The sequence below is a fragment of the Streptomyces sp. NPDC001508 genome (assembly GCF_040298665.1).
In the GTDB taxonomy this organism is placed as follows: Bacteria; Actinomycetota; Actinomycetes; order Streptomycetales; family Streptomycetaceae; genus Streptomyces.
In genome coordinates, this window is sequence record NZ_JBEPAP010000032.1 from 32,174 (window position 1) to 51,831 (window position 19,658).

Consider the following 19,658-nt stretch of genomic DNA (forward strand, 5'->3'; position numbering starts at 1 on the left):
TGCTCACCTCGCGCGGCACCCCGCTGGACACCACGCCCGATCTGTTCGACGCACATATCGCGATCAACCTCAAGGGGCCGTTCTTCGCCATGCAGGCGGCGGTCGCCGACACGGTGGCGCGCGAGGCGCCCGGCACGATCGTCGACATCATCACGTCCTCGTCGCACGGCGGTCAGCCGTTCCGGCGCCCCGTGCGTCGCCGCCAAGGCGGGCCTGGTCGGTCCGACCCGCAACGCGGCGCACGCCCACCGCTGGGACCGGATCCGGATCGACGGCCTGACCATCGGCTGGACGGCCGCCGAGGGCGGGGACGCGACGCAGCGGGCCTTTCACGGCGCCGGGGACGACTGGCGCGAGCAGGCCGCGGCCCGGCTGCCGATGGGCAAGCTCGGCCGGCCGGACGAGATCGCCGGCTTCGTGGTGTTCCCGCTGTCCGAGTGGTCCGGCGTGGTGACCGGTTCCGTGATCGACTGGGACCAGAACGTGCTGGGCGGCCTCGACCAGGCGCTCCGCTGGTTTGGCCGTTATACGCGCGCCGTCTGTCGTCTGCCGTCGGTCGGGTGCGGCAGGCATTGTGGCTGGTCGCGCCCGCGCGGCGGAGCCGCATAGTGATACAGCCCCGCGCCCCTTCGGGGCGCTCTGTAGCAAGGAGTTGCAAGTTCATGCGAATCGGAGTTCTTGGGCTTGGTCGTATCGGCGCCTTTCATGCCGAGTCCCTGTCCGCGCTGGAGGCGGTCGAGTCCCTTGTCGTCGCCGATCCGTTCGCGGACGCGGCCAAGGCCGCCGCGGAGCGGTTCGGGGCCGAGGTCGCGGACTCGCCCGAGGCGGTGCTGGCCGCCGGCGTGGACGGCCTTGTCGTGGCGGCGGCGACCGACGCCCATCCGGCGCTGATCCTGGCCGGTGTCGAGGCGGGGGTTCCCGTCTTCTGCGAGAAGCCCGTCGCCCGCACGATGGCGGAGGGCGTGGCGGTGCTCAAGTCCGTGGCGGACAGCGACGTACCCGTCCAGATCGGCTACAACCGGCGCTTCGACGCGGGCTTCGTCGCCGCGCGGGCCGCGGTGCGGGGCGGTGAGCTGGGCACACTGCACACGATCCGCTCGACCACGCTGGACCCGGCTCCGCCGCCGGCCGCGTACATCGCGGCATCCGGCGGCATCTTCCGCGACTGCGGCGTGCACGACTTCGACATCATCCGCTGGGTGACCGGCCGCGAGGTGACCGAGGTGTACGCGGTGGGCGGCAACCGGGGCGCCGACTACATCAAGGAGGCGGGCGACGCCGACACGACGGGTGCGATCCTGACGCTGGACGACGGCAGCATCGCGGTGGTCTCCAACAGCCGCCACAACGCCCGGGGTTACGACGTCCGCATGGAACTGCACGGCTTCCGGGACTCCATCGCCGTCGGCCTGGAGGACAAGCTCCCGCTGCGCTCCGTCGAGCCGGGGGTGACCTTCCCGGCCGGCACCCCGCACGACTTCTTCATGGACCGCTTCACCGACGCCTACCGCGCCGAACTGACCGCGTTCACCGAGGTCGTGGCGGGCCACCGGCCCTCTCCGTGCACGATCGCGGACGCCCTGGAGGCCGGCTGGATCGCGGAGGCCTGCACGCTGTCCCTGCACGAGCACCGCCCGGTGACGGTCGAGGAGGTCCGCACGGCCTGATACGGACCGCACCGCCCCGGCGACGGGCCACCGACCGCCACCGACCGTGCCCGACGTGGCTCGCAGACAGGAGCGGACCGGCCAGTCGCCGGGGCGGCGGGTGTCCGGGGCCGGGTCCCGGGGCCTGGGCCCGGTTCTGCTCCCCTGTGTCCCATGGGTGGACCCGCTGACGGCAGCGCGCCGCCTTCGACCGTGTGAGCGCGTGTGCGGCGGGCCGCGGGTCACCGCCGGGAGCCCGAAGCCGGTCCGGAAGGCCGGCGCCGAGGCCGGACCCGCAAGCGCGCCCGCGGGCTCACGCCCCGCACAAGCACAGCAACCGACGCGCGCGCCCGACGATGGGCAGCGGCTCCGACTCCCTTACTGAGGTGGGCGGTTCGCACAGCACTCCGCACCGCGCGGAGCGGGCGGCGGCGCGCAGGGCGGCGGCGTCGACGTGGCGCTGTCCGCCCGGCGCCCGTCGGCGAACCGCCCACGGGGCCGGGGCCCCGGGAGGCGGCCACATCGTCGCGGTGGAAGGGACGCCGTGCAGCCCGGTGAAGACCCTGTCCGTAGGGAGCCGGACCCGTCAGGGGTCAGGAGCCCCGGACCGGTTGTGGGCGAGGGCGTTCGTCCTGGTCAGGGTGTCCCTTCGGGGGAGTTCGCGGCCGTGGCGGTGAGATCGTCCGCCTCGGGAAGCTCCTCCACGTCGACACCGCGCACCTGCGCCAGTTCGTGTTTGAGGGCCGCGAGTTCGGCGCCGCCCGCCATGTGGTTGGTCAGTTCCTCCAGGGTGATCTTCGAGCGCTCGGCGCTGAGTTCGAGGGTGCCGAGGCGCAGCACGTCGAAGTGGTCGCCGACCATGTAGGCGTGGTGCGGGTTGTGGGTGATGAAGATGACGCCGAGGCCGCGGTCGCGGGCGGCGGCGATGTACTTCAGGACGACACCGGACTGCTTCACGCCGAGCGCGGCGGTCGGCTCGTCCAGGATCAGGACGCGGGCGCCGAAGTAGACGGCGCGGGCGATGGCGACGCACTGGCGCTGGCCGCCGGAGAGCGTGCCGATGGGCTGCTCCAGGTCGTCCAGGACGATGCCCATGTTGCGCAGTTCCCGGTCGGCGGTCCGCTTCATACGGGCGATGTCCAGGCGGCGGACCGGCCAGGGGCCCTTGGTCATCTCGGAGCCGAGGAAGAAGTTCCGCCACACCGGCATCAGGGGGACGGTCGCCAGGTCCTGGTAGACGGTGGCGATGCCCAGGTCGAGGGCTTCGCGCGGGGTGCCGAAGCGCACCGGCCGCCCGTCGACGAGGAAGTCGCCCTCGGTGTGCTGGTGCAGCCCCGAGATGATCTTGATGAGGGTGGATTTGCCGGCGCCGTTGTCGCCGAGGACGCAGGTCACCCGGCTCGGGTACACCGTGAGGTCGACGCCGTGCAGGGCGCGGATGTTCCCGTAGGACTTGCCCGCGCCGCGCAGTTCGACGAGCGGTGCGTGCTCGTCGGGCGCGTCCTGCATGACGGCGCCGTGGGTTCCGGTCGTGTCGCTGGTCATCGGGTCACCTCCGGGTCGCCGTGCGCTGGACCCACAGATTGATGAGGACGGCGCCGAGCAGCATGACGCCGAGGAATGCCTTGAACCAGTCGGGGTTCCAGCCGGCGTAGACGATGCCCTGGTTCACCATGCCGAACATGAAGGCGCCGAAGACCGGGCCGATCGCGGAGCCGTAGCCGCCGGTGAGCAGGCAGCCGCCGATCACCGCCGCGGCGATGTAGATCAGCTCCTGGCCGACGCCCTCGCCGGACTGCACGGTGTTGAAGGCGAAGAGCTGGTGCATGCCGATGAACCAGGCGCCGAAGCCCACCGCCATGAACAGCGTGATCTTGGTGAAGTTCACGGGGACGCCGACCGCGCGGGCGCTGTCCTTGCTGCCGCCGACGGCGAAGATCCAGTTGCCGTACTTGGTGCGCAGCAGCACCCAGGTGGCCAGGGCGGCGAAGACCAGCCACCACACCACGGTGATCTTCACCTCGACGCCGCCGATGTCGAAGGAGGACGCGAAGATCTTCTTCGCCTGGTCGAAGCCGTCCATGTCGCTGATGTCGTCGGTGGCGACATTGCCGGTGACCAGCTTGGTCACGGCGAGGTTGAGGCCCTGGAGGATCAGAAAGGTGCCGAGGGTGACCAGGAAGCTGGGCAGTCCGGTCCTGACCACCATCCAGCCGTTGAACGCGCCGATCGCGAGGGAGACGATCAGGGCGACGATCACGCCCGTCCACACGTTCAGCGTCAGTTGGTAGCTGAGCATGCTCGCGGTCAGCGCCGAGGAGACCACGGCGACGCCGGAGGAGAGGTCGAACTCGCCGCCGATCATCAGCAGGGCCACGGGCAGGGCCATGATGCCGATGGTCGAGGACTGGTAGAGGACGGTGGCCATCGAGCCGCCCTGGCGGACCGCGGGCGCCGCGACGAGGAAGAAGACGAGGACGGCCAGCGCGCCGAGGAAGACACCCACCTCCGGGCGGGCCAGCATGCGCGGCACCAGGGGGCGTGCGGCGGTGCGGCCGTCGCCCTCCTTGGGGCCGGGGCCCGGCGGTGTGCCGACCGCCGGCTCAGCCTGTCGGGTCATACGCATCACCGGGTGCCCTTCGCGGCGAACTGGGCGACCCTGTCGACGTTCGACTTGTCGACGAAGGCGGGCCCGGTCAGCACCGGCTGCTCACCGCCGCCGCTGTAGTTGCCGTTGTTCTTGTACAGCCACAGGGAGTCGACCGCCAGGTAGCCCTGGAGATACGGCTGCTGGTCCACCGCGAACTGGATCGTCCCCTTGGAGATCGCGCCGGTCAGGTCCTTGTTCAGGTCGAAGGTGGCGATCTTCACCTTGCTGCCCGCGTCGCCGGCGGACTGGACCGCGGCCAGGGCGTAGGGGGCGCCGAGGGCGACGACGTAGTCGATGCCGCTGTCCTGCTTCAGCTTGGCGGTGATCGTCGACTGTACGGACGGCATGTCGGTGCCGTTCACATACAGCGTCTCAGTGGTGCCGGAGAACGTCTTCTTCACGCCGTCGCAGCGCTGGGTGAGGCCGACGTTGCCCTGCTCCTGGATCACGCACACGGCCTTCTCGGCGCCCTCCTCGTTCAGCCGCTTGCCGAGCGCCTCGCCGGCCACGCTCTCGTCCTGGCCGAAGAACTCCAGCAGCCCGAGCTTCTTCCAGTCGCTCACACCGGAGTTGAGGCCGACGACGGGGATGTCCGCGGCCTTCGCCTTGGCGATGACGTCCTTCATGGCGTCCGGCTTGGCGAGGGTCACGGCGATGCCGTCGACATGCTGGTCGACGGCGTTCTGCACCAGGTTGGCCTGGGTTCCGGCGTTCGGGTCGTGTGCGTAGACGAGCTTGATGTTGTCCTTGGCCGCCGCCGCCTCGGCACCCTTGCGCACAATGTCCCAGAAGGTGTCGCCCGGGGCCTGGTGGGTGACCAGGGCGACCGTCATCCTGGGCGTGGTGGCCTTGCCCGCGGAGGCGCCCGACCCTGACTCGTCGGCCTTCTTTCCACCGGAGCTGCTCGAACAGCCGGCGAGAGCCAGCGCGGCCGCTGCGGCGACGGCCACGACGGGGGCCAGTCCGCAGGAGCGGGAGCGAGAAGAGCGGTCCATCTTTCCTGCACCTCACTGTGCTACCAGGGGAAAGGGAGAAGATCCGCGAGGATCCGGGTCCCTGAACCGGGGCGGTGTCCGGGTCGTTGTGCTGTGTGTGCTGGGACGGGATCCAAGTGCCTGGCGCGCCTGCTGTCAATGGTTTGTTAAGACATCATTTCACGATCAGGTCCGAATGTAAGTACAAAAAGTGGGACAATGCGACCCGCCGGGTCCGCCATCGGAAAGGCGTCGGGCCCCGGCCCGGAGGACAGCCTAGGGAGCGTCTGGCCCGGCCGAGTCGGTCACGCCCTACGATCTGATCACGATGGGCTGTGCCCCGATCACGGCCGGCCGCAGCCGGGCGCCCGCCAGGGGCTGACGGCGGCGCAGGGCCCGTCGGGCTCGGGCTGACGGCCCTGCGGCGGCCCCTCGCGGACGGGCGTCAGGTCGTCCTCGGTGAGGCCGAGCGAGGCGGGTGTCTGCCACGGCCGCACCGTGCCGCGCGCGGCGCCGCGGGTCACGGCGTCCCGGTCCCGGGGCTCGCTCACGAAAGGCTCCCGCCGAGCGGGGCGCGGGAGGCCGGCCGGGGGCCGCGGCGGGCGACGCGCAGCCACAGCAGCTGGCAGATGAGCCAGCGTCGCATCGCGCCGAGATGGGCGGGTGAGCCGTGCACGTCGTCGAACGTCCTGAACCGGACGTCGTGGAGCGTGTCGCGCAGCAGCGTCCGCTCGGTGTCCGGGATGATCTCGTCGCGGCTGCTGGCGACGTACCGGACGGGGATGCGCAGCTGCCCGAGCTGCTGCGGTGTGAGGGCGAACTTCGGCAGCAGGGCGCGGAGTTCGGTGAGGTCGCCGCTGCCGGTGAGCCGGCGCAGGGTGTCGGCGGTGATGCCGGGCACCCGCGGCCACCACGTCTCGTCGGCGAAGAAGCCGGCGACGGGCGCGCCCACGGTGAGGACGCGGCGGATGCGCGGGTCCTCGGCGGCGGCGCGCAGGGCGAGGTGGCCGCTGAAGCTGAGGGCGAGCATCGAGGTGTCGTGGACCCGGGCGCGGTCGGCGAGCTTGTCGAGCAGCAGGCCGAGGGTGCGCCAGGAGTCGGGGCCGTAGGTGACGGTGTTCTCGCCGACGCCCGGCAGTTCGGTGACGACGGCGGCGTAGCCGAGTCTGCGCAGCAGGGGCAGCAGCGGCGCCCACTGTTCCTTGACGCTGACGATGCCGCCCATGACGACCAGCAGCGGGCGGGAGCCGCCGAGTCCGGCGGCCCAGCAGGCGACGGCCTCGCCGCCGTGGTGGAACTCCAGGCGTTCGATGCCGTCCTGGCCGCGGCGCCACTGGTCGAAGGTGTCGACGCAGAGCCGCTGGGCCGCGCGGCGGTCGGGGTCGCCGTGGTACGGGAAGCGGGCGAGCGCGTAGTGCCGGCAGGCGTCGAGCAGGTCGCCGCGGTCGGCGGCGGCCCGGCTTTCGGCGGTCCACACCGCGGCCCAGGAGGCTGGGTCCCCGGAGGTGTCGTTGGTGATCCGGGCGAGCACACGCGTGGCGTGCTCGGCCGTCATGCCCTGGCCGCGTGCGTGCAGGCGGGCGAATTCCTTGAGTTCTTCGAGGTGGTCCATGGAGGTCGGTCACCGTCCCCGGTCGGTGCAGGGCGCCGTCGGTGCGGCGCGGACCGTGGCCGTGGGCCCGGTCGACTGCGATGTGCGGCAGCGTGCGGCCGGCCCCGGGCATCGCCGGGGCGGCCAGGTCCTGAGGCCGCACCGGTGTCGTACGGCCTGTGAGCGGGGCCGTACGACACCGGTGCGGCCGCCCGCGGCACGGGGTCGTGCCGCGGCGTCGGCGGTCAGCCCAGCCGGGCGAGGTGATGTTCGACGGCGTCGGCCGCGACGGCCGGACCGTCCACGGACCGCATGCGCTCGCGCATGGCGCGCACCCGGTCGGTCACGGACGCGTCGCCCGTCACCTGGGCCGCGGTCTCGCGCAGGCTCCGCACCGTGACGTCCTCCTTGGCCAGCCGGCGGCCGAGGCCCAGCTCCGCCACGCGCTGGGCGTTCGCCCGCTGCTCGCTGGTCTGCGGCACGACCACCATGGGCACGCCGTTGTCCAGCGACTCCATGGTGCTGTTCATCCCGCCGTGGGTGATGAACAGCCGGGCGTGGCGCAGCACGTCGAGCTGCGGCGCGTACCGCCGTACGTCGACGTTCTCGGGCAGCGGTCCGAGGCCGTCCGGGTCGGTGTGCTCGCCGACGGTGATCAGGACGTCCCACGCGGAGTCGCCGAAGGCTTCGATGGCCATCGTGAAGAACTCCGGCCAGCCCCTGGCCGAGGTGCCGAGCGAGATCAGCAGCACGGGCCGGTCCGCGCAGGCCGGCTGCCAGCTGCCCTGGTAGGGGCGTTCGGCGATGCAGGGACCGGTGAAGACGAACCGTTCGTCGAAGGTCTCGCCCGCGTACTGGAATTCACGCGGGAGGAAGACGATGCCGAGCTTCTCGACCGACGCGAGGAAACCCATCGGGTCGGCGGGCAGGCCGAAGCGGGGCAGCACGCCGGCGAGCTTGTGCACCGCCTCCATGATCTGCGGGTCGTTCAGCTCCGCGACCGGGAACTTCTCACGGAGGGAGAAGTGTTCGTTCGCGCCGAACACCGGATAGGTGCGGATCAGCGGAATGTCGTTCTTGGCGGCGAGGAAACGTGCTCCCCAGGCCATGAAGTCGTGGACGATCGCATCCGGCCGGTTCTCCTCGTAGAACGGCGCGACCTGCTCCACGAGCGTGGTGCTCTCGTCCAGGCACCGCAGCCCCTCACCCGCGTTCTCCTCGGCGGTCAGCGGGGCCCGGTAGAAGTCGCCGAAGACCGAGTCGTACCGGACCGGTTCGGCGCCCGCGGCCTTCACGATGGGCGCGAAGTGGTCCGTCACGGTGCAGGTGACGCGGTGGCCGCGCCTCACCAGTTCCTCGACCACGCCGATCGTGGGATTGACATGGCCTACGGCCGGAAAGTTGAAGAATGCGATGTGGTGTTGCACGAGTGTGTCTCCTTCCATGCGCTGCCGGTGTCCTTCGGCCGGTCGTCGCCGAAGCGTCCGGTCAGCGGCCGCTCATCCAGTTGCGTCGGGGTGTTCGCGCGAGGCGGACCGGTCTATCTCGTCGAGGAGTTCGGCCTGCCGCAGGGTGGCGCCGTCGTCCGGCGGGGCTCCGGTGCGCACCGCGGCGGCGAAGGCCGCGACGGTGGCCGCCACCTGGTCGTGCGGTGCGAGCCGGATCTTTTCGGCCGTTCGGCCGCGGCGCAGGCCGATCACGGGGACGTGGTCGGCGGGCGGGGTGAACGCCCGGTCGACGGTGATGCTGCCCTCGCTGCCCCACAGTTCGTACGACGAGCGGTAGGCGTGCTCCATGCCGAAGGTGAGCTGGGCCGTGACGGTGCCCGGGGTGCTCAGCAGGGCGGCGCCGGCGGTCTCGACCCGTCGTTTCGCGCCCCGGGTGAGGCGGGCGCCGACGACGTCGAGCCGGTTGCCCAGGAAGTGCAGCGCGGCCCGCAACGGGTAGACGCCGACGTCGGCCAGCGCCCCGCCGCCGAGTCCCGGGTCGTAGCGGATGTCCGTGTCCGCCAGCGGTGGGATGGTGAACGCCGCGTGGAACGCGCGCAGTTCACCGATCGCGCCGTCGGCGACCAGGCGCCGCACCGCCTCGTGCCGGTGGTGGTGCACGAACATGACGTTCTCCATGAGCACCAGGCCCCGGCCGGCCGCCAGTTCGAGCAGTTCCGCGGTGCGCCGGGGGTCGGTGGTCAGGGGCTTCTCGGCGAGGACGGGCCGGCCCGTGCGCAGCGCCGCCTCGGTCCACCGGGCGTGCAGGGCCGCGGGCAGCGGCACGTAGACGGCCTGGATGTCGTCCTGTTCGAGGAGTTCGGCATAGCCGTGCACGGCACGGCAGCCGAAGCGTTCCGCGACCTGTCGTGCCTTGGCCGGGTCACGGCTGGCGACGGCCGCGATCTCGATGTCGGGGCAGGCGGCGAAGGCGGGGAGCATACGGCGCACCGCGATGCCCGCGCATCCGATCACTCCCATCCGCAAGGGCTGCGTCACCGGTCCTGCTCCGCGATCGCGTTGAGGCAGGCGAGCATGGTGCGGGCCTGGACGTTGAGGTAGTGGCCGTGCCGGACCAGGGATGTGAGCTGGCCGGGGGTGACCCAGGCGTAGCCGGGCGGCGGGGAGTTCGGCGCGTCGCTCTCGTCGGCCCGGACGACGAGGAAGCGGCTCTCGGCGTTGAGGAAGCGGCCGCCCTCCTCGGAGTGCACGACCTCGTAACGGATGCGGTCAGGACCCGCGCCCAGCACCGTGTCCAGGAATCTGGGGCGGTCCTTCTCAGGCAGGTGGGCGTAGTTGTCCGGGGTGCACTGCACGGTCGGTCCCAGTTCGACGGTGTCGAGGAAGCCGCCCTCGACCCGGGCGTGCACCAGCACATGCGCAACGCCGTCGAACTCGCGGGTGAGGAAGGCGGTGACGCCCAGGCCGACCGGCTCGAACAGGGGCTGGGTCCAGCCCGTCACCTCACGGTTCTCCGCCCGCACGGACACGGCCACGACCTTGAAGTAGCGGCCTTCGCCGTGCTCGATGGCGCTCTCGCCGCGCTTCCAGCCGGGAATGGAGTCCAGCGGGACGCGCTCGGCCCGCACGCTGTGCCGGGTGCGCTCGCCCGTGATCCACGAGTGCAGTTCGGTGTCGGCGAGCAGCGCGCCGTGCGACGTGTCCGCGACGGGCAGGCAGGACAGCACGGTACGGGAGTCCATGTTGACCACGTTGTCCCGGTGCAGCAGGGCGTGGATCTGGCCGAGGGTGAGCCAGCAGAAGTCGTCGTGCAGCGGCACATCGCCGACGGCCTCCACCACCATGTTCCGGTTGGCCTTGCGGTAGAACCACGAGCCGTGCTCGGACTGGAGCACGTCCGCGACGATCCGGCCGCGGTCAGGACCGACGAAGTACTCGATGTACTTGACGTCCGCGCCCTGGTGGGCCTTGGTGTAGTTGCTGCGGGTCGCCTGGACCGTGGGCGAGAGCTGGAGCAGGTTCGGGTTGCCGGGCTCCATCTTGGCCTGCATCAGCAAGTGCAGCACCCCGTCGAACTCCTTGACGAGGATGCCGAGTACACCCACCTCGGGCTGTTTGATGATGGGCTGGTACCAGTCGGCGTACGGGCCGTCGCCGTGCGGTTCCCCCTGCTCCGTGACGTGCAGGCCCTCGACGGTGAAGAACCGGCCGCTGCGGTGCACGAGGTTGCCGGTGGACTCCTGGAAGGACCAGCCGTCCAGCTCCGCGAACGGTATCCGCTCCACTCGGAAGGTGTGGGCCCGGCCCCGTTCGGCCAGCCAGTCGCCGAAGTGCTCGGTGCGCAGGTGCGCGCCCTCGGTGGCGGCGGCCGACAGCGCGATGCGGGCGGGCAGGCTGTTGTTCTCACGCGTCTGGAGGATGGGGGTCGGCATCGGAGGGACTCCCCGCCTTTCTCGTGATGCGTACGCGGCCCGGTCAGGCATGTTCGGCCGCGAGGAAGTCGTTGAGGACGAGGCGGTAGTAGTCGGGGCCGAAGCCCATGTCCGCCACCTGAGGGACCAGGGCGCGCAGCTTCTCGGTGGAGATGGCGTACTGGACGCCGGTGTCCACGTACTCCTTGCGCGGCGTGAGCCCCAGCGCGCCGGCGAGGTGGTCGACGATGTCCTCCACCGGGACGGCGTGTCCGGAGGCCACGTTGACCGTGTCGGCCCGCAGACCGGCGGCGAGCAGCCGGTCGATGATCGTGATCGCGTCGCCGACCCGGATCAGGTCCCGGGAGGCGCCCCGGTGCATGGCCACCGCCCCTTCGCGGACCTGCCTGAACAGCGTGGGTATGAGCTGGTGGTACCGGCCGTGCGGACCCACGAGGTGCGCCAGCCGGAGGATCAGGTGATCGACCCCGAAGTCGCGCAGTTGCTCCTCAAGGGCGAGTTTGTGTGCGCCGTAGGGGGTGTAGGGGGTCACCGGGGTGTCCTCCCTGCCGGGTCCCTCGGCGAACCCGTACATTCCCGTCGCGGCCGTCGAGAAGAACACCAGCCGCTGTCCGCCGGCCGCGCACTGCTTGGCGACATCGCGCAGCAGTGCGGCCTCCCGGGCGAAGTCCGCGTCCGAGGCGCCGCTCGTCCTGGACTCCCCCGCCGCGAGGGCCACGGTGCCCGGATGCCGGCCGGCCAGCGGACGCAGGCTCCGCGCCAGGAATCCGGTTCCCACTATCTCCATCGTCGTCGTCCTGATCTCTGGGTGGGAGGCGGTCCGTCGGGCTCAGCCGCGCTGGGCCACGAATTCCTTGATCGTGGCGGTCGTGTAGTCGAGCATTTCGTCGGTGAGTCCCGGGTAGACGCCGATCCAGAAGGTGTGCTCGGTGATGACGTCGCTGTGGGTGAGGTCGCCGACGACGCGGTGCGGGCGGCCGATGTAGGCCGGCTGGCGGGTGAGGTTGCCGGCGAACAGCCGACGGGTGCCGATCTTCCGCTCCTCCAGGTGGCCGACCAGTTCGGCGCGGGTGAAGGGGGCCTCGGGGGCGACGGTGATGACGAAACCGAACCAGCTCGGTTCGGACCGCGGGGTCGGCTCGGGCAGCAGCAGGCCCGGCACGCCGTCCAGGCCCTCGCGCAGCCGGCGCCAGTTGCGTCGCCGTGCCTCGATGAAGCCGTCCAGCTTGTCGAGCTGCGCGAGGCCGAGGGCGGCCTGGATGTCGGTTCCCTTCAGGTTGTAACCGACGTGGGAGAAGATGTACTTGTGGTCGTATCCGGCGGGCAGGTCGCCCATCTGGTACTCGAACCGCTTGAAGCAGGTGTTGTTCTTGCCCGGTTCGCACCAGCAGTCCCGCCCCCAGTCACGCAGCGACTCCACGATGCGGGCGAGGACCAGGTTCGAGGTGAGGACGCAGCCGCCCTCGCCCATGGTGAGGTGGTGCGCGGGGTAGAAGCTGACCGTGGTCAGGTCGCCGAAGCTGCCGGTGAGCTGTCCGTCGTAGGTGGAGCCGACCGCGTCGCAGTTGTCCTCGATGAGGAAGAGGTCGTGTTCCTTGGCGAGTTGGGCCACCTCAGCGACCTCGAAGGGGTTGCCGAGGGCGTGCGCGATGATGATCGCCCGGGTCTTCGGGCCGATGGCCCGCGCCACCCGGTCGGCGGTGGTGTTGTACGTGGCCAGGTCGACGTCCACGAAGACCGGCAGCAGGCCGTTCTGCAGGATCGGGTTGACGGTGGTGGGGAAGCCGGCCGCGACGGTGATCACTTCGTCGCCGGGCCGCAGCCGCCGGTCACCGAGCTGGTGCGAGGTGAGGGCCGTGACGGCGAGGAGGTTCGCCGACGAGCCGGAGTTGGTCAGATGGGCCTTGCGGCGCCCGAGGCGCTTGGCGAACGCGGACTCGAACGTCCTGGAGCTGGGTCCGGCGGCGATACGCATGGTCAGCGCGGCCTCGACGAGGGCGACCCGGTCCGCTTCGTCCAGGACGGCGCCGGAGGGCCAGATCTCGGTGACGCCGGGCACGAACTCCCGGCCGGGCGCGGTCTTTCGGTGATAGCCGCGGACCGCGTCCAGCACCCGTTCCTTGATGTCGGTGTCGCTGTGGTGGCTGTTGCCGCTCATTGTCATTCATGTCCTTCCGTTGACGGGCGTGGGCACCGTGGCCGAGAGCAGGTCGCGCAGCGAGGCGTCGAGGGTGCGCCGCGGCCGCCATCCCAGGACCCGCAGCGCCCGTGAGACGTCCAGTTGCTGCCACTGCGCGTCGGTGCGCGAGGGCTGGTCGGAGGCGGTCTCGACCACCGGGAGGCGCACGCCGCTGAGTTCGACCATGCGGTGGACCAGCGCGTCCATCGGGACCGCCGCGCCGCGGCCGACGTTGACCACCCGGCCGCTCAGTCCGGGGCCGGGCGCGGTGGCGGCGGCCCGTACGGCGTCGACGGCGTCGCGCACGTCGACGACATCGCGGTGGGCGCGCAGCGGCGGCAGCCTCAGTTCCTCCGGTTCCTGGCCCAGGCGCTGGGCGCGGGCGGCCTCGGCGAGGTGCGCGGCGATGCGGCCGAAGAGGCTGCCGGCCGGCACCCCTGCGCCGATCACGTTGGCGAGGCGGAGCACCACGCCGTCCAGGCCGTACTCGGCGGCGGCCCGCAGGACGGCCCGGGTGCCGAGCAGTTTGGTACGCCCGTACGGTGTGACGGGGGCGGGCTGCTGATCCTCGCGGATGCCGACGCCCGGTGTGCCGGCGCCGTACTCGTGGACGGTGCCGAGCTGGATCAGCCGCGGCGGGCGGGGCAGCGGGGTGAGCGCCTCGGTGACCCGGGCGACCAGGTCGGCGTTGCCCGCGGTCATCTCGTCCTCGTCGCCCCGCCAGACCAGGCCGGCGGCGTTGACCACCACGTCGGGGCGTACCGAGCCGAAGAATCCGGCGAGTTCGCGTGTGTCCGCGGCCAGCAGGTCCAGGCGGACGCGGTGCTCGCCCGCCGGGCCGCCTCGGTCGTCCGGGCCGCGGGACACCAGGTGCACCTGGGCGCCGTCGGCGCGGAACGCCTCGCCGATACGGCGGCCCAGGTAGCCGGTGCCGCCGAGCACCACGACACGGAGCCCGGCCGCTTTGCCGCTGTCAGCCGTCCGCACGTTCGGCCCCGTACTTGACGGTCTTCCACCAGTCGGGGTTGTCCCGGTACCAGGCCACCGTGGCGGCCAGGCCCTCGTCGAACCCGGTCAGCGGCGCGTAGCCGAGTTCTTCCCGGATCTTGGACTCGTCGATGGAGTACCGCAGGTCGTGCGCCTTGCGGTCGGCGACATGGCGGATCATCTCCGGGCCCGAGCCGGTCAGTTCGAGCAGCCGCTCGGTGATGGCGCGGTTGGTCCGCTCGTTGCCGCCGCCGATGTTGTAGACCTCGCCGGCCCGGCCGCCCCGCAGCACCAGGTGGATGCCGCGGCAGTGGTCGTCCACATGCAGCCATTCGCGGATGTTGCGTCCGTCGCCGTACAGCGGCACCTGCCGCCCCTCCAGGAGGTTGGTGACGAACAGCGGGATGAGCTTCTCCGGGTGCTGGTACGGCCCGAAGTTGTTGGAGCAGCGGGTGATGGACAGGTTCACCCCGTGAGTGCGCCAGTAGGTGCGGGCGACCAGGTCGGAGCATGCCTTGGAGGCCGCGTAGGGGGTGTTGGGCAGCAGCGGCCAGTCCTCGCTCCAGGAGCCCTCGGCGATCGAGCCGTACACCTCGTCGGTGGAGACGTGCACGACCCGTTCGACCCCGCTGTGCAGCACGGCGTCGAGGAGCGTCTGGGTGCCCAGCACATTGGTGCGGAAGAACTCTCCGGCGCCCTCCAGCGAGCGGTCCACATGGGACTCCGCGGCGAAGTGCACCACGGCGTCGTGTCCGGGCAGCAGTTCGCGCAGCAGGCCCGCGTCGCAGATGTCGCCCCGGACGAACTCGAGGCGCGGGTGCGAGGCCGGCAGATTGGCGCGGTTGCCGGCGTAGGTGAGCTTGTCCAGGGCGGTGACCTGGGCGCCTTCCCAGCCCGCGTAGGTGTCCGCGAGCAGGTTGCGGACGAAGTTGGAGCCGATGAAACCGGCCGCGCCGGTGATGAGGATCCTCATGCCGCGACCTCCACTCGGGTGTGGTCTCCGACGACCAGGCGGTAACCGTCCGTGCTCTGCTCGCTGGTGCCGACGCGGGCGGAGCGGCCGATGACGGAACTGCGCAGGCCCTGGACGCCGGTGACCGACGCCCCGTCCAGGGCGATGGAGTACTCCAGCCGGCTTCCGCTGACGGTGCAGCCGCGCCCGATGGAGGTGTGCGGGCCGATGTGGCTGTCCTCCACGAGGGTGCCGGCGCCGATGATCACCGGTCCCTCGACGCGGGAGCGCACGATGCGCGCGCCCTCCTCCACGACGACCGGCCCCGCCAGCACGCTGGCGTCGTCGACGGCGCCGGCCATGTGGGGCCGCAGGCGCTCCAGGATGTGCCGGTTGCACTCCAGGACGTCCTCGACGTTCCCGGTGTCCTTCCAGTAGCCCTCGTACTGCCCTGCCCGTACGTCCGCGCCGGCCGACACCAGCCACTGGACGGCGTCGGTGATCTCCAACTCGCCGCGGGCGCTGGGCTCGATGGCCCGCACCGCCTCGTGGATGGCGGCGGTGAAGAAGTACACGCCCATCAGGGCCAGGTCGCTGCGCGGCTGCTGCGGCTTCTCCACCAGGCGCAGCACCTCGCCGCCCGGGCCGAGTTCGGCCACGCCGAAGGCGCGCGGGTCCGGGACCTTGTACACCACGACATGGGCGGCCGGGCGGTGCGCGGCGAACTCCTCGGCGATGCCGGCGATGCCCTCGGGCAGCATGTTGTCGCCGAGATACATCACGAAGTCGTCGTCGCCGAGGAAGTCCCGGGCGATGGCGACGGTGTGGGCGAGGCCGAGCGGTGCGTCCTGCTGGATGTAGGTCAGCCGGGCCCCGAACCGCGATCCGTCTCCGAGTGCCTGGCGGATCTCGGGGCCGCGGTCGCCGACGATGACCCCGATCTCGGTCACGCCCAGGTCGAGGATGTTCCTCAGGACGTATTCCAGGACGGGTGTGTTGGCGATGGGGATGAGCTGTTTGGGCATCGAGTAGCTGAAGGGCCGTAGGCGGGTACCCGATCCGCCGGACAGCACCAGAGCCTTCATGGCAGGTCCTCTCGATTCATGTGTGGTGCCTCTTCGGTCTGGTGCGCGTCTCGCGGCCGTTCGGCCGTGCACCTGTGGTCCCGGTGCGCGGGCGGCCGGCAGGACAGGGGGTGATGCCGCGTCAGGCGGCGTGATGGCCGGACAGCGTGCCCGCCGCCAGGGCCTCGGCCAGCGTGGGTGCCTTCGCGTCCTTGTCGGAGAGCAGCGGGGTACCGGCGCAGTCCCAGGGCAGGTCCAGGTCGGGGTCGAGCGGGTTGATGTCGATCTGGGTGCCGGGGACGTAGGTGCTGGAGACGACGTAGCAGATGCAGGCGTCGTCGGTGAGTGCGAGGAAGCCGTGGCCGACGCCCTCCGGGACGTACACGGACCGGCCCGAGGCGGCGTCGAGTTCGTTCACCTGGTGCCGGCCGAAGGCGGGCGAGCCGACCCTGAGGTCGACGACGATGTCCCGCAGCGCGCCCCGGACACAGGTGACGAACTTGGCCTGCCCCGGGGGGATGGTCACGCTGTGGATGCCGCGCAGGGTGTGCCGCCTGGACACCGAGTAGTTGATCTGCCGGGGCTGGAAGACGATTCCCGCGGACCGCTCCAGTGCGTCGGACCGCATCGACTCGTAGAACACGCCCCGGTCGTCGGATATCTGGTCCGGCTCGATCAGGAACGTGCCGGGGATGGTGGTTTCCTCGATGCGCACGGCTCGCTCGCCTTCCCGTCCTGGATTCGACTCGTGCGGTGCGGGCCTCAGCCGCGGTGTTCCGCGGTCAGCCGCTCCAGGACGGGGACCACGTCCTTGGGTGCCGGGGCGGCCAGCATGTCGTCGTACAGACCGCGGGCCCCGAGCCGGAAGGACGGCTCCTCAAGGAGCCGGACGAGGTCCTTGTGCAGGTCGGCGACGTCGATCGCCGCGGGGTCTGCGGCCAGTCCCGCGCCCCGGCGCACGACGTAGCGCGCGGTGACCATCTCGTCCCACATCGGCAGCGGCACGACGAGCTGGGGCACCTGGAAGGCCACGGCCGCGGCGAACGTTCCGCCGCCGCCGTGGTGGATGATCGCCGAGCTGGTGGGCAGCAGCTGGTTGAGCGGTACGTACTCGATGGCGCGTACGTTGTCCGGGAGGGTGCCGACGGCGCTCAGCTGCTCGCCGTTGAGTGTCGCGACGAGTTCCAGGTCCAGGCCGGACACGGAGTCGAAGAACTCCCGCATCGGGAAGCCGCTGTGCTGACCGGCGAGCAGCCGGCGGCTCACCCCGAGGGTGAGCACCGCGCGGGGCCGCTCGGGGCGCGAGTGCAGCCACGGGGGCAGCGTGGCGGCCCCGTTGTAGGGGACCCGGCGGACCGGGACGTACGTCAGGTCCAGCGGGGTGCGCATCCGGGACTGGGTGAGGTCCAGGGTCCACTGGCCGACCAGCGTCTCCTCGGTGAAGTCGAGGCCGTAGCGTTCCAGCGCCGGGCCCAGCCACCACATCCACGGGTCCTCGGCCGGCTCCGCGGACGGATCGGCCAGCTCCTGCCGCGTCCTGGCCCGGATCAGGCCGATGTTGTCCATGCCGAACAGCAGCCGTGCGTGGGCGGCGCCGCAGGCGCGCGCGGCCACCGCCCCGGTCGGCGCCAGCGGGTCCCACAGCACCAGGTCCGGGCGCCAGTTGCGGGCGAACTCCACCAGGTCGTCGAGGACCGGCCGCCGCCCGCCCTCGGCCGGCTCGGGCGGGTAGTACGCGTGGAACATGCCCGCGAGGACGGCCCTGGTGGTGCGCCAGGCGTTCTCGTCGTCGGGGTCGAGGGCCAGGGTGGGCCGGTCGGGTCCCGCGGCGGCGATGAGCGGCGCCAGCGAGGCGGTGAGTTCCTCCTTGCCGCCCAGCGACACGGCGGTCAGGCCGGCCGCGGTGATGTTCGGGATCACCTTCGGGTCGACCACGCCCTCCGGGCTCGCCAGGACGACCTCGTGGCCGGCACTCTGCAACGCCCAGGCCAGCGGGATGGCCGGATACAGGTGTGCCGATGTCGGAAAGATGGTGAATAGAACGCGCATCGCTGACCTCTCCGAGACTGCCGGCCCGACGCCGACGCGTGCTGGTCGCTGGGAATCCTGCGAGGGGGCTCTAAAGAGCCGCTTGTGCAGGGCGCGCGGCGGGCGACTGCCGGGTGCCGGGCCGCGCGGCGCGTGCCGGGGCAGCGGACGCGGCCCGGCATCCGGTGACCGAAATGGTTCCTCCCGGATGCGGGAGTTCCGGATGTGCTTGCGTTCGGATCGCTTTTTCGACTACCCGTATCTCTTAGCGAGAAGCGACCGGTTCGCCCGTGCGGAAAAGGTGAATCCGTTTCAACTCTTCACCGCAGGACCGTTGGTTCCGCAGAATTGAACTCGTAAGACCCTGATTGCTGCACAGTATTTACGACGGTGACTTATCATCCCCCGCAGGCAGGATGGCGCACATAGTTGCGGGAGGCCGTGCGAATGACGGACAGTCACGACCGTTCCGACAGTGCGGACGAGTCGAGGGGCAGCAGACCCGGGGCGGTGGCCCCGCCCGGATGCGTCCCTCACCTCCCCGCACCCCGGATCGCCCGCACCGTCCTCATCACCGCGCTGCTGGGCCACGCGCTCCTGACCGCGACCAGCGTCCTCGCCTCCGGCGGGTCCCCCGCGGCCGAGGCGACGGGCCTGGTCCTGCTTCCGGCGCTGCTCGCGCTGCAACTCCTGCACTGCGCACCGTCCGGCAACCGGGCGCCCCTGAAGCGCAGATGCCTGACCCTGGCCCTGCAAGCGCTCCTGGCCTATCTGCCGTTCATGGTCTTCCAGGTCCTGTGGGCGACCATGGCCGGCTATCTCGCCGCCTCGCTCCTGCTCCTGCTGCCCCACCGCGCGGCCTGGCCCCTGTACGCGGCCGTGGGGCTCAGCGTCCTCGTCCCGGCCCTCCTCCAGGGCCGGGGCCTGCTGCACAGCGTCCACCTCACCCAGACCACCCTGCTCACCGGACTCGTGCTGTACGGACTCGCCCACCTCACCGGGCTCATCACCCACCTGCACACCACCCGGGGTGAACTGGCCCGCCAGGCGGTCACCGGCGAACGGCTCCGCTTCGCCCGCGACCTGCACGACCTCCTCGGTTTCAGCCTCTCCGCCATCACGCTCAAGACCGAACTCGTCCACCAGCTCATCGAGACCCAGCCCGCCCGCGCCATGAAGGAGATCGACGAGGTCCTGGCCATCGCGGGCCAGTCCCTCACCGATGTCCGCAAGGCCGCCAGCGGTTACCGCGCCCTCTCGCTCCAGCAGGAGATCAGGGCGGCGCAGTCCATGCTGCACGCCGCCGGCGTCCAGGTACGCGCGGAAGGCGAACCCGGCGCGCTCTCCCCGCATCTCGACACCGCGCTCGCCGCCACCCTGCGCGAAGCGGTCACCAACCTGCTGCGGCACAGCAACGCCGCGCACTGCCGTATCAGCGTCGCCCGACAAGACGGTGCGGTAAGGCTCCTGGTGGAAAACGACGGTGTCGATCCCGCCTACCACAACCCGGCGCCGCACAGCGGCAACGGACTCGGCAACCTGCGCACCCGTATGACCGCAATAGGCGGGCGCCTCGAATCGGGTATCGGAAAGGACGGCACATTCCGCCTCGTCGCGGAAGCTCCGGTCAGAAAACCATCGGAAAACTCCGCGGAACCACGGGACTTCATGGTCCCGCGCAACGGATCGGCCGCATGATCACATGCC

17 protein-coding genes and 1 pseudogene are annotated in these 19,658 nt (G+C 71.1%); 3 read left to right on the forward strand and 15 right to left on the reverse strand.

Annotated features, from left to right (window positions below; genetic code table 11):
- Nucleotides 1–2: 2 nt before the first annotated feature.
- Together ABT245_RS26130 and ABT245_RS26135 are read left to right on the forward strand one after the other, a co-directional pair.
- Nucleotides 3–501 (forward strand): annotated as a pseudogene (locus ABT245_RS26130) (SDR family oxidoreductase); the annotation flags it as partial.
- 161 nt (nt 502–662) lie between these two features.
- On the forward strand, nt 663–1,667 hold the full coding sequence (locus ABT245_RS26135; RefSeq protein ID WP_351737549.1) for a Gfo/Idh/MocA family protein: 1,005 nt from the start codon (nt 663–665) through the stop codon (nt 1,665–1,667).
- 615 nt (nt 1,668–2,282) lie between these two features.
- Here the strand turns inward: ABT245_RS26135 and ABT245_RS26140 are convergent.
- The 15 genes from ABT245_RS26140 to ABT245_RS26210 all read right to left on the reverse strand — a co-directional run bounded on the left by ABT245_RS26140 (nt 2,283) and on the right by ABT245_RS26210 (nt 17,972).
- A complete protein-coding gene (locus ABT245_RS26140) occupies nt 2,283–3,191 on the reverse strand; it encodes an ATP-binding cassette domain-containing protein (RefSeq protein WP_351737551.1) in 909 nt (302 codons plus the stop codon).
- Between the two features lie 4 nt (nt 3,192–3,195).
- Nucleotides 3,196–4,272 (reverse strand): ABC transporter permease, encoded by a 1,077-nt coding sequence (locus tag ABT245_RS26145; RefSeq protein WP_351737553.1) that lies wholly within the window; start codon nt 4,270–4,272, stop codon nt 3,196–3,198.
- Nucleotides 4,272–5,291: a sugar ABC transporter substrate-binding protein gene (locus tag ABT245_RS26150; protein WP_351737555.1), complete on the reverse strand. Its 1,020-nt coding sequence runs from the start codon at nt 5,289–5,291 to the stop codon at nt 4,272–4,274. Before ABT245_RS26150 ends, ABT245_RS26145 begins: the two co-directional genes overlap by 1 nt.
- A gap of 323 nt (nt 5,292–5,614) precedes the next feature.
- Nucleotides 5,615–5,821 (reverse strand): hypothetical protein, encoded by a 207-nt coding sequence (locus ABT245_RS26155; RefSeq protein WP_351737557.1) that lies wholly within the window; start codon nt 5,819–5,821, stop codon nt 5,615–5,617.
- The gene (locus ABT245_RS26160; RefSeq protein WP_351737559.1) at nt 5,818–6,882 is read right to left on the reverse strand and encodes an alpha/beta fold hydrolase; all 1,065 of its coding nucleotides are present in this window, start codon (nt 6,880–6,882) and stop codon (nt 5,818–5,820) included. Before ABT245_RS26160 ends, ABT245_RS26155 begins: the two co-directional genes overlap by 4 nt.
- A 224-nt stretch (nt 6,883–7,106) precedes the next feature.
- Nucleotides 7,107–8,288, reverse strand: a complete 1,182-nt coding sequence (locus tag ABT245_RS26165) for a macrolide family glycosyltransferase (protein WP_351737561.1) — start codon at nt 8,286–8,288, stop codon at nt 7,107–7,109.
- Nucleotides 8,289–8,360: 72 nt separating this feature from the next.
- On the reverse strand, nt 8,361–9,329 hold the full coding sequence (locus tag ABT245_RS26170; protein ID WP_351737641.1) for a Gfo/Idh/MocA family protein: 969 nt from the start codon (nt 9,327–9,329) through the stop codon (nt 8,361–8,363).
- Nucleotides 9,330–9,343: 14 nt separating this feature from the next.
- A complete protein-coding gene (locus ABT245_RS26175) occupies nt 9,344–10,741 on the reverse strand; it encodes an NDP-hexose 2,3-dehydratase family protein (protein ID WP_351737563.1) in 1,398 nt (465 codons plus the stop codon).
- 43 nt (nt 10,742–10,784) lie between these two features.
- Nucleotides 10,785–11,528 (reverse strand): NAD-dependent epimerase/dehydratase family protein, encoded by a 744-nt coding sequence (locus ABT245_RS26180; RefSeq protein WP_351737565.1) that lies wholly within the window; start codon nt 11,526–11,528, stop codon nt 10,785–10,787.
- A 42-nt stretch (nt 11,529–11,570) separates the two neighbouring features.
- A complete protein-coding gene (rfbH, locus tag ABT245_RS26185) occupies nt 11,571–12,899 on the reverse strand; it encodes a lipopolysaccharide biosynthesis protein RfbH (protein WP_351737567.1) in 1,329 nt (442 codons plus the stop codon).
- Nucleotides 12,900–12,905: 6 nt separating this feature from the next.
- Nucleotides 12,906–13,907 (reverse strand): NAD-dependent epimerase/dehydratase family protein, encoded by a 1,002-nt coding sequence (locus tag ABT245_RS26190; RefSeq protein WP_351737569.1) that lies wholly within the window; start codon nt 13,905–13,907, stop codon nt 12,906–12,908.
- Nucleotides 13,894–14,880 (reverse strand): dTDP-glucose 4,6-dehydratase, encoded by a 987-nt coding sequence (rfbB, locus tag ABT245_RS26195; protein ID WP_351737571.1) that lies wholly within the window; start codon nt 14,878–14,880, stop codon nt 13,894–13,896. The genes ABT245_RS26190 and rfbB overlap by 14 nt, the downstream gene beginning before the upstream one ends.
- The gene (locus ABT245_RS26200; RefSeq protein ID WP_351737573.1) at nt 14,877–15,944 is read right to left on the reverse strand and encodes a glucose-1-phosphate thymidylyltransferase; all 1,068 of its coding nucleotides are present in this window, start codon (nt 15,942–15,944) and stop codon (nt 14,877–14,879) included. Before ABT245_RS26200 ends, rfbB begins: the two co-directional genes overlap by 4 nt.
- A gap of 121 nt (nt 15,945–16,065) precedes the next feature.
- The gene (locus tag ABT245_RS26205; RefSeq protein WP_351737575.1) at nt 16,066–16,638 is read right to left on the reverse strand and encodes a dTDP-4-dehydrorhamnose 3,5-epimerase family protein; all 573 of its coding nucleotides are present in this window, start codon (nt 16,636–16,638) and stop codon (nt 16,066–16,068) included.
- 47 nt (nt 16,639–16,685) lie between these two features.
- Nucleotides 16,686–17,972 carry an activator-dependent family glycosyltransferase gene (locus tag ABT245_RS26210; RefSeq protein WP_351737577.1) on the reverse strand — a complete coding sequence of 429 codons (1,287 nt, stop codon included), beginning with the start codon at nt 17,970–17,972 and terminating at the stop codon, nt 16,686–16,688.
- 426 nt (nt 17,973–18,398) lie between these two features.
- On the opposite strand from ABT245_RS26210, the gene ABT245_RS26215 reads away from it, so the two are divergent.
- Nucleotides 18,399–19,649 (forward strand): sensor histidine kinase, encoded by a 1,251-nt coding sequence (locus tag ABT245_RS26215; protein WP_351737579.1) that lies wholly within the window; start codon nt 18,399–18,401, stop codon nt 19,647–19,649.
- The last annotated feature ends 9 nt before the right edge of the window (nt 19,650–19,658 follow it).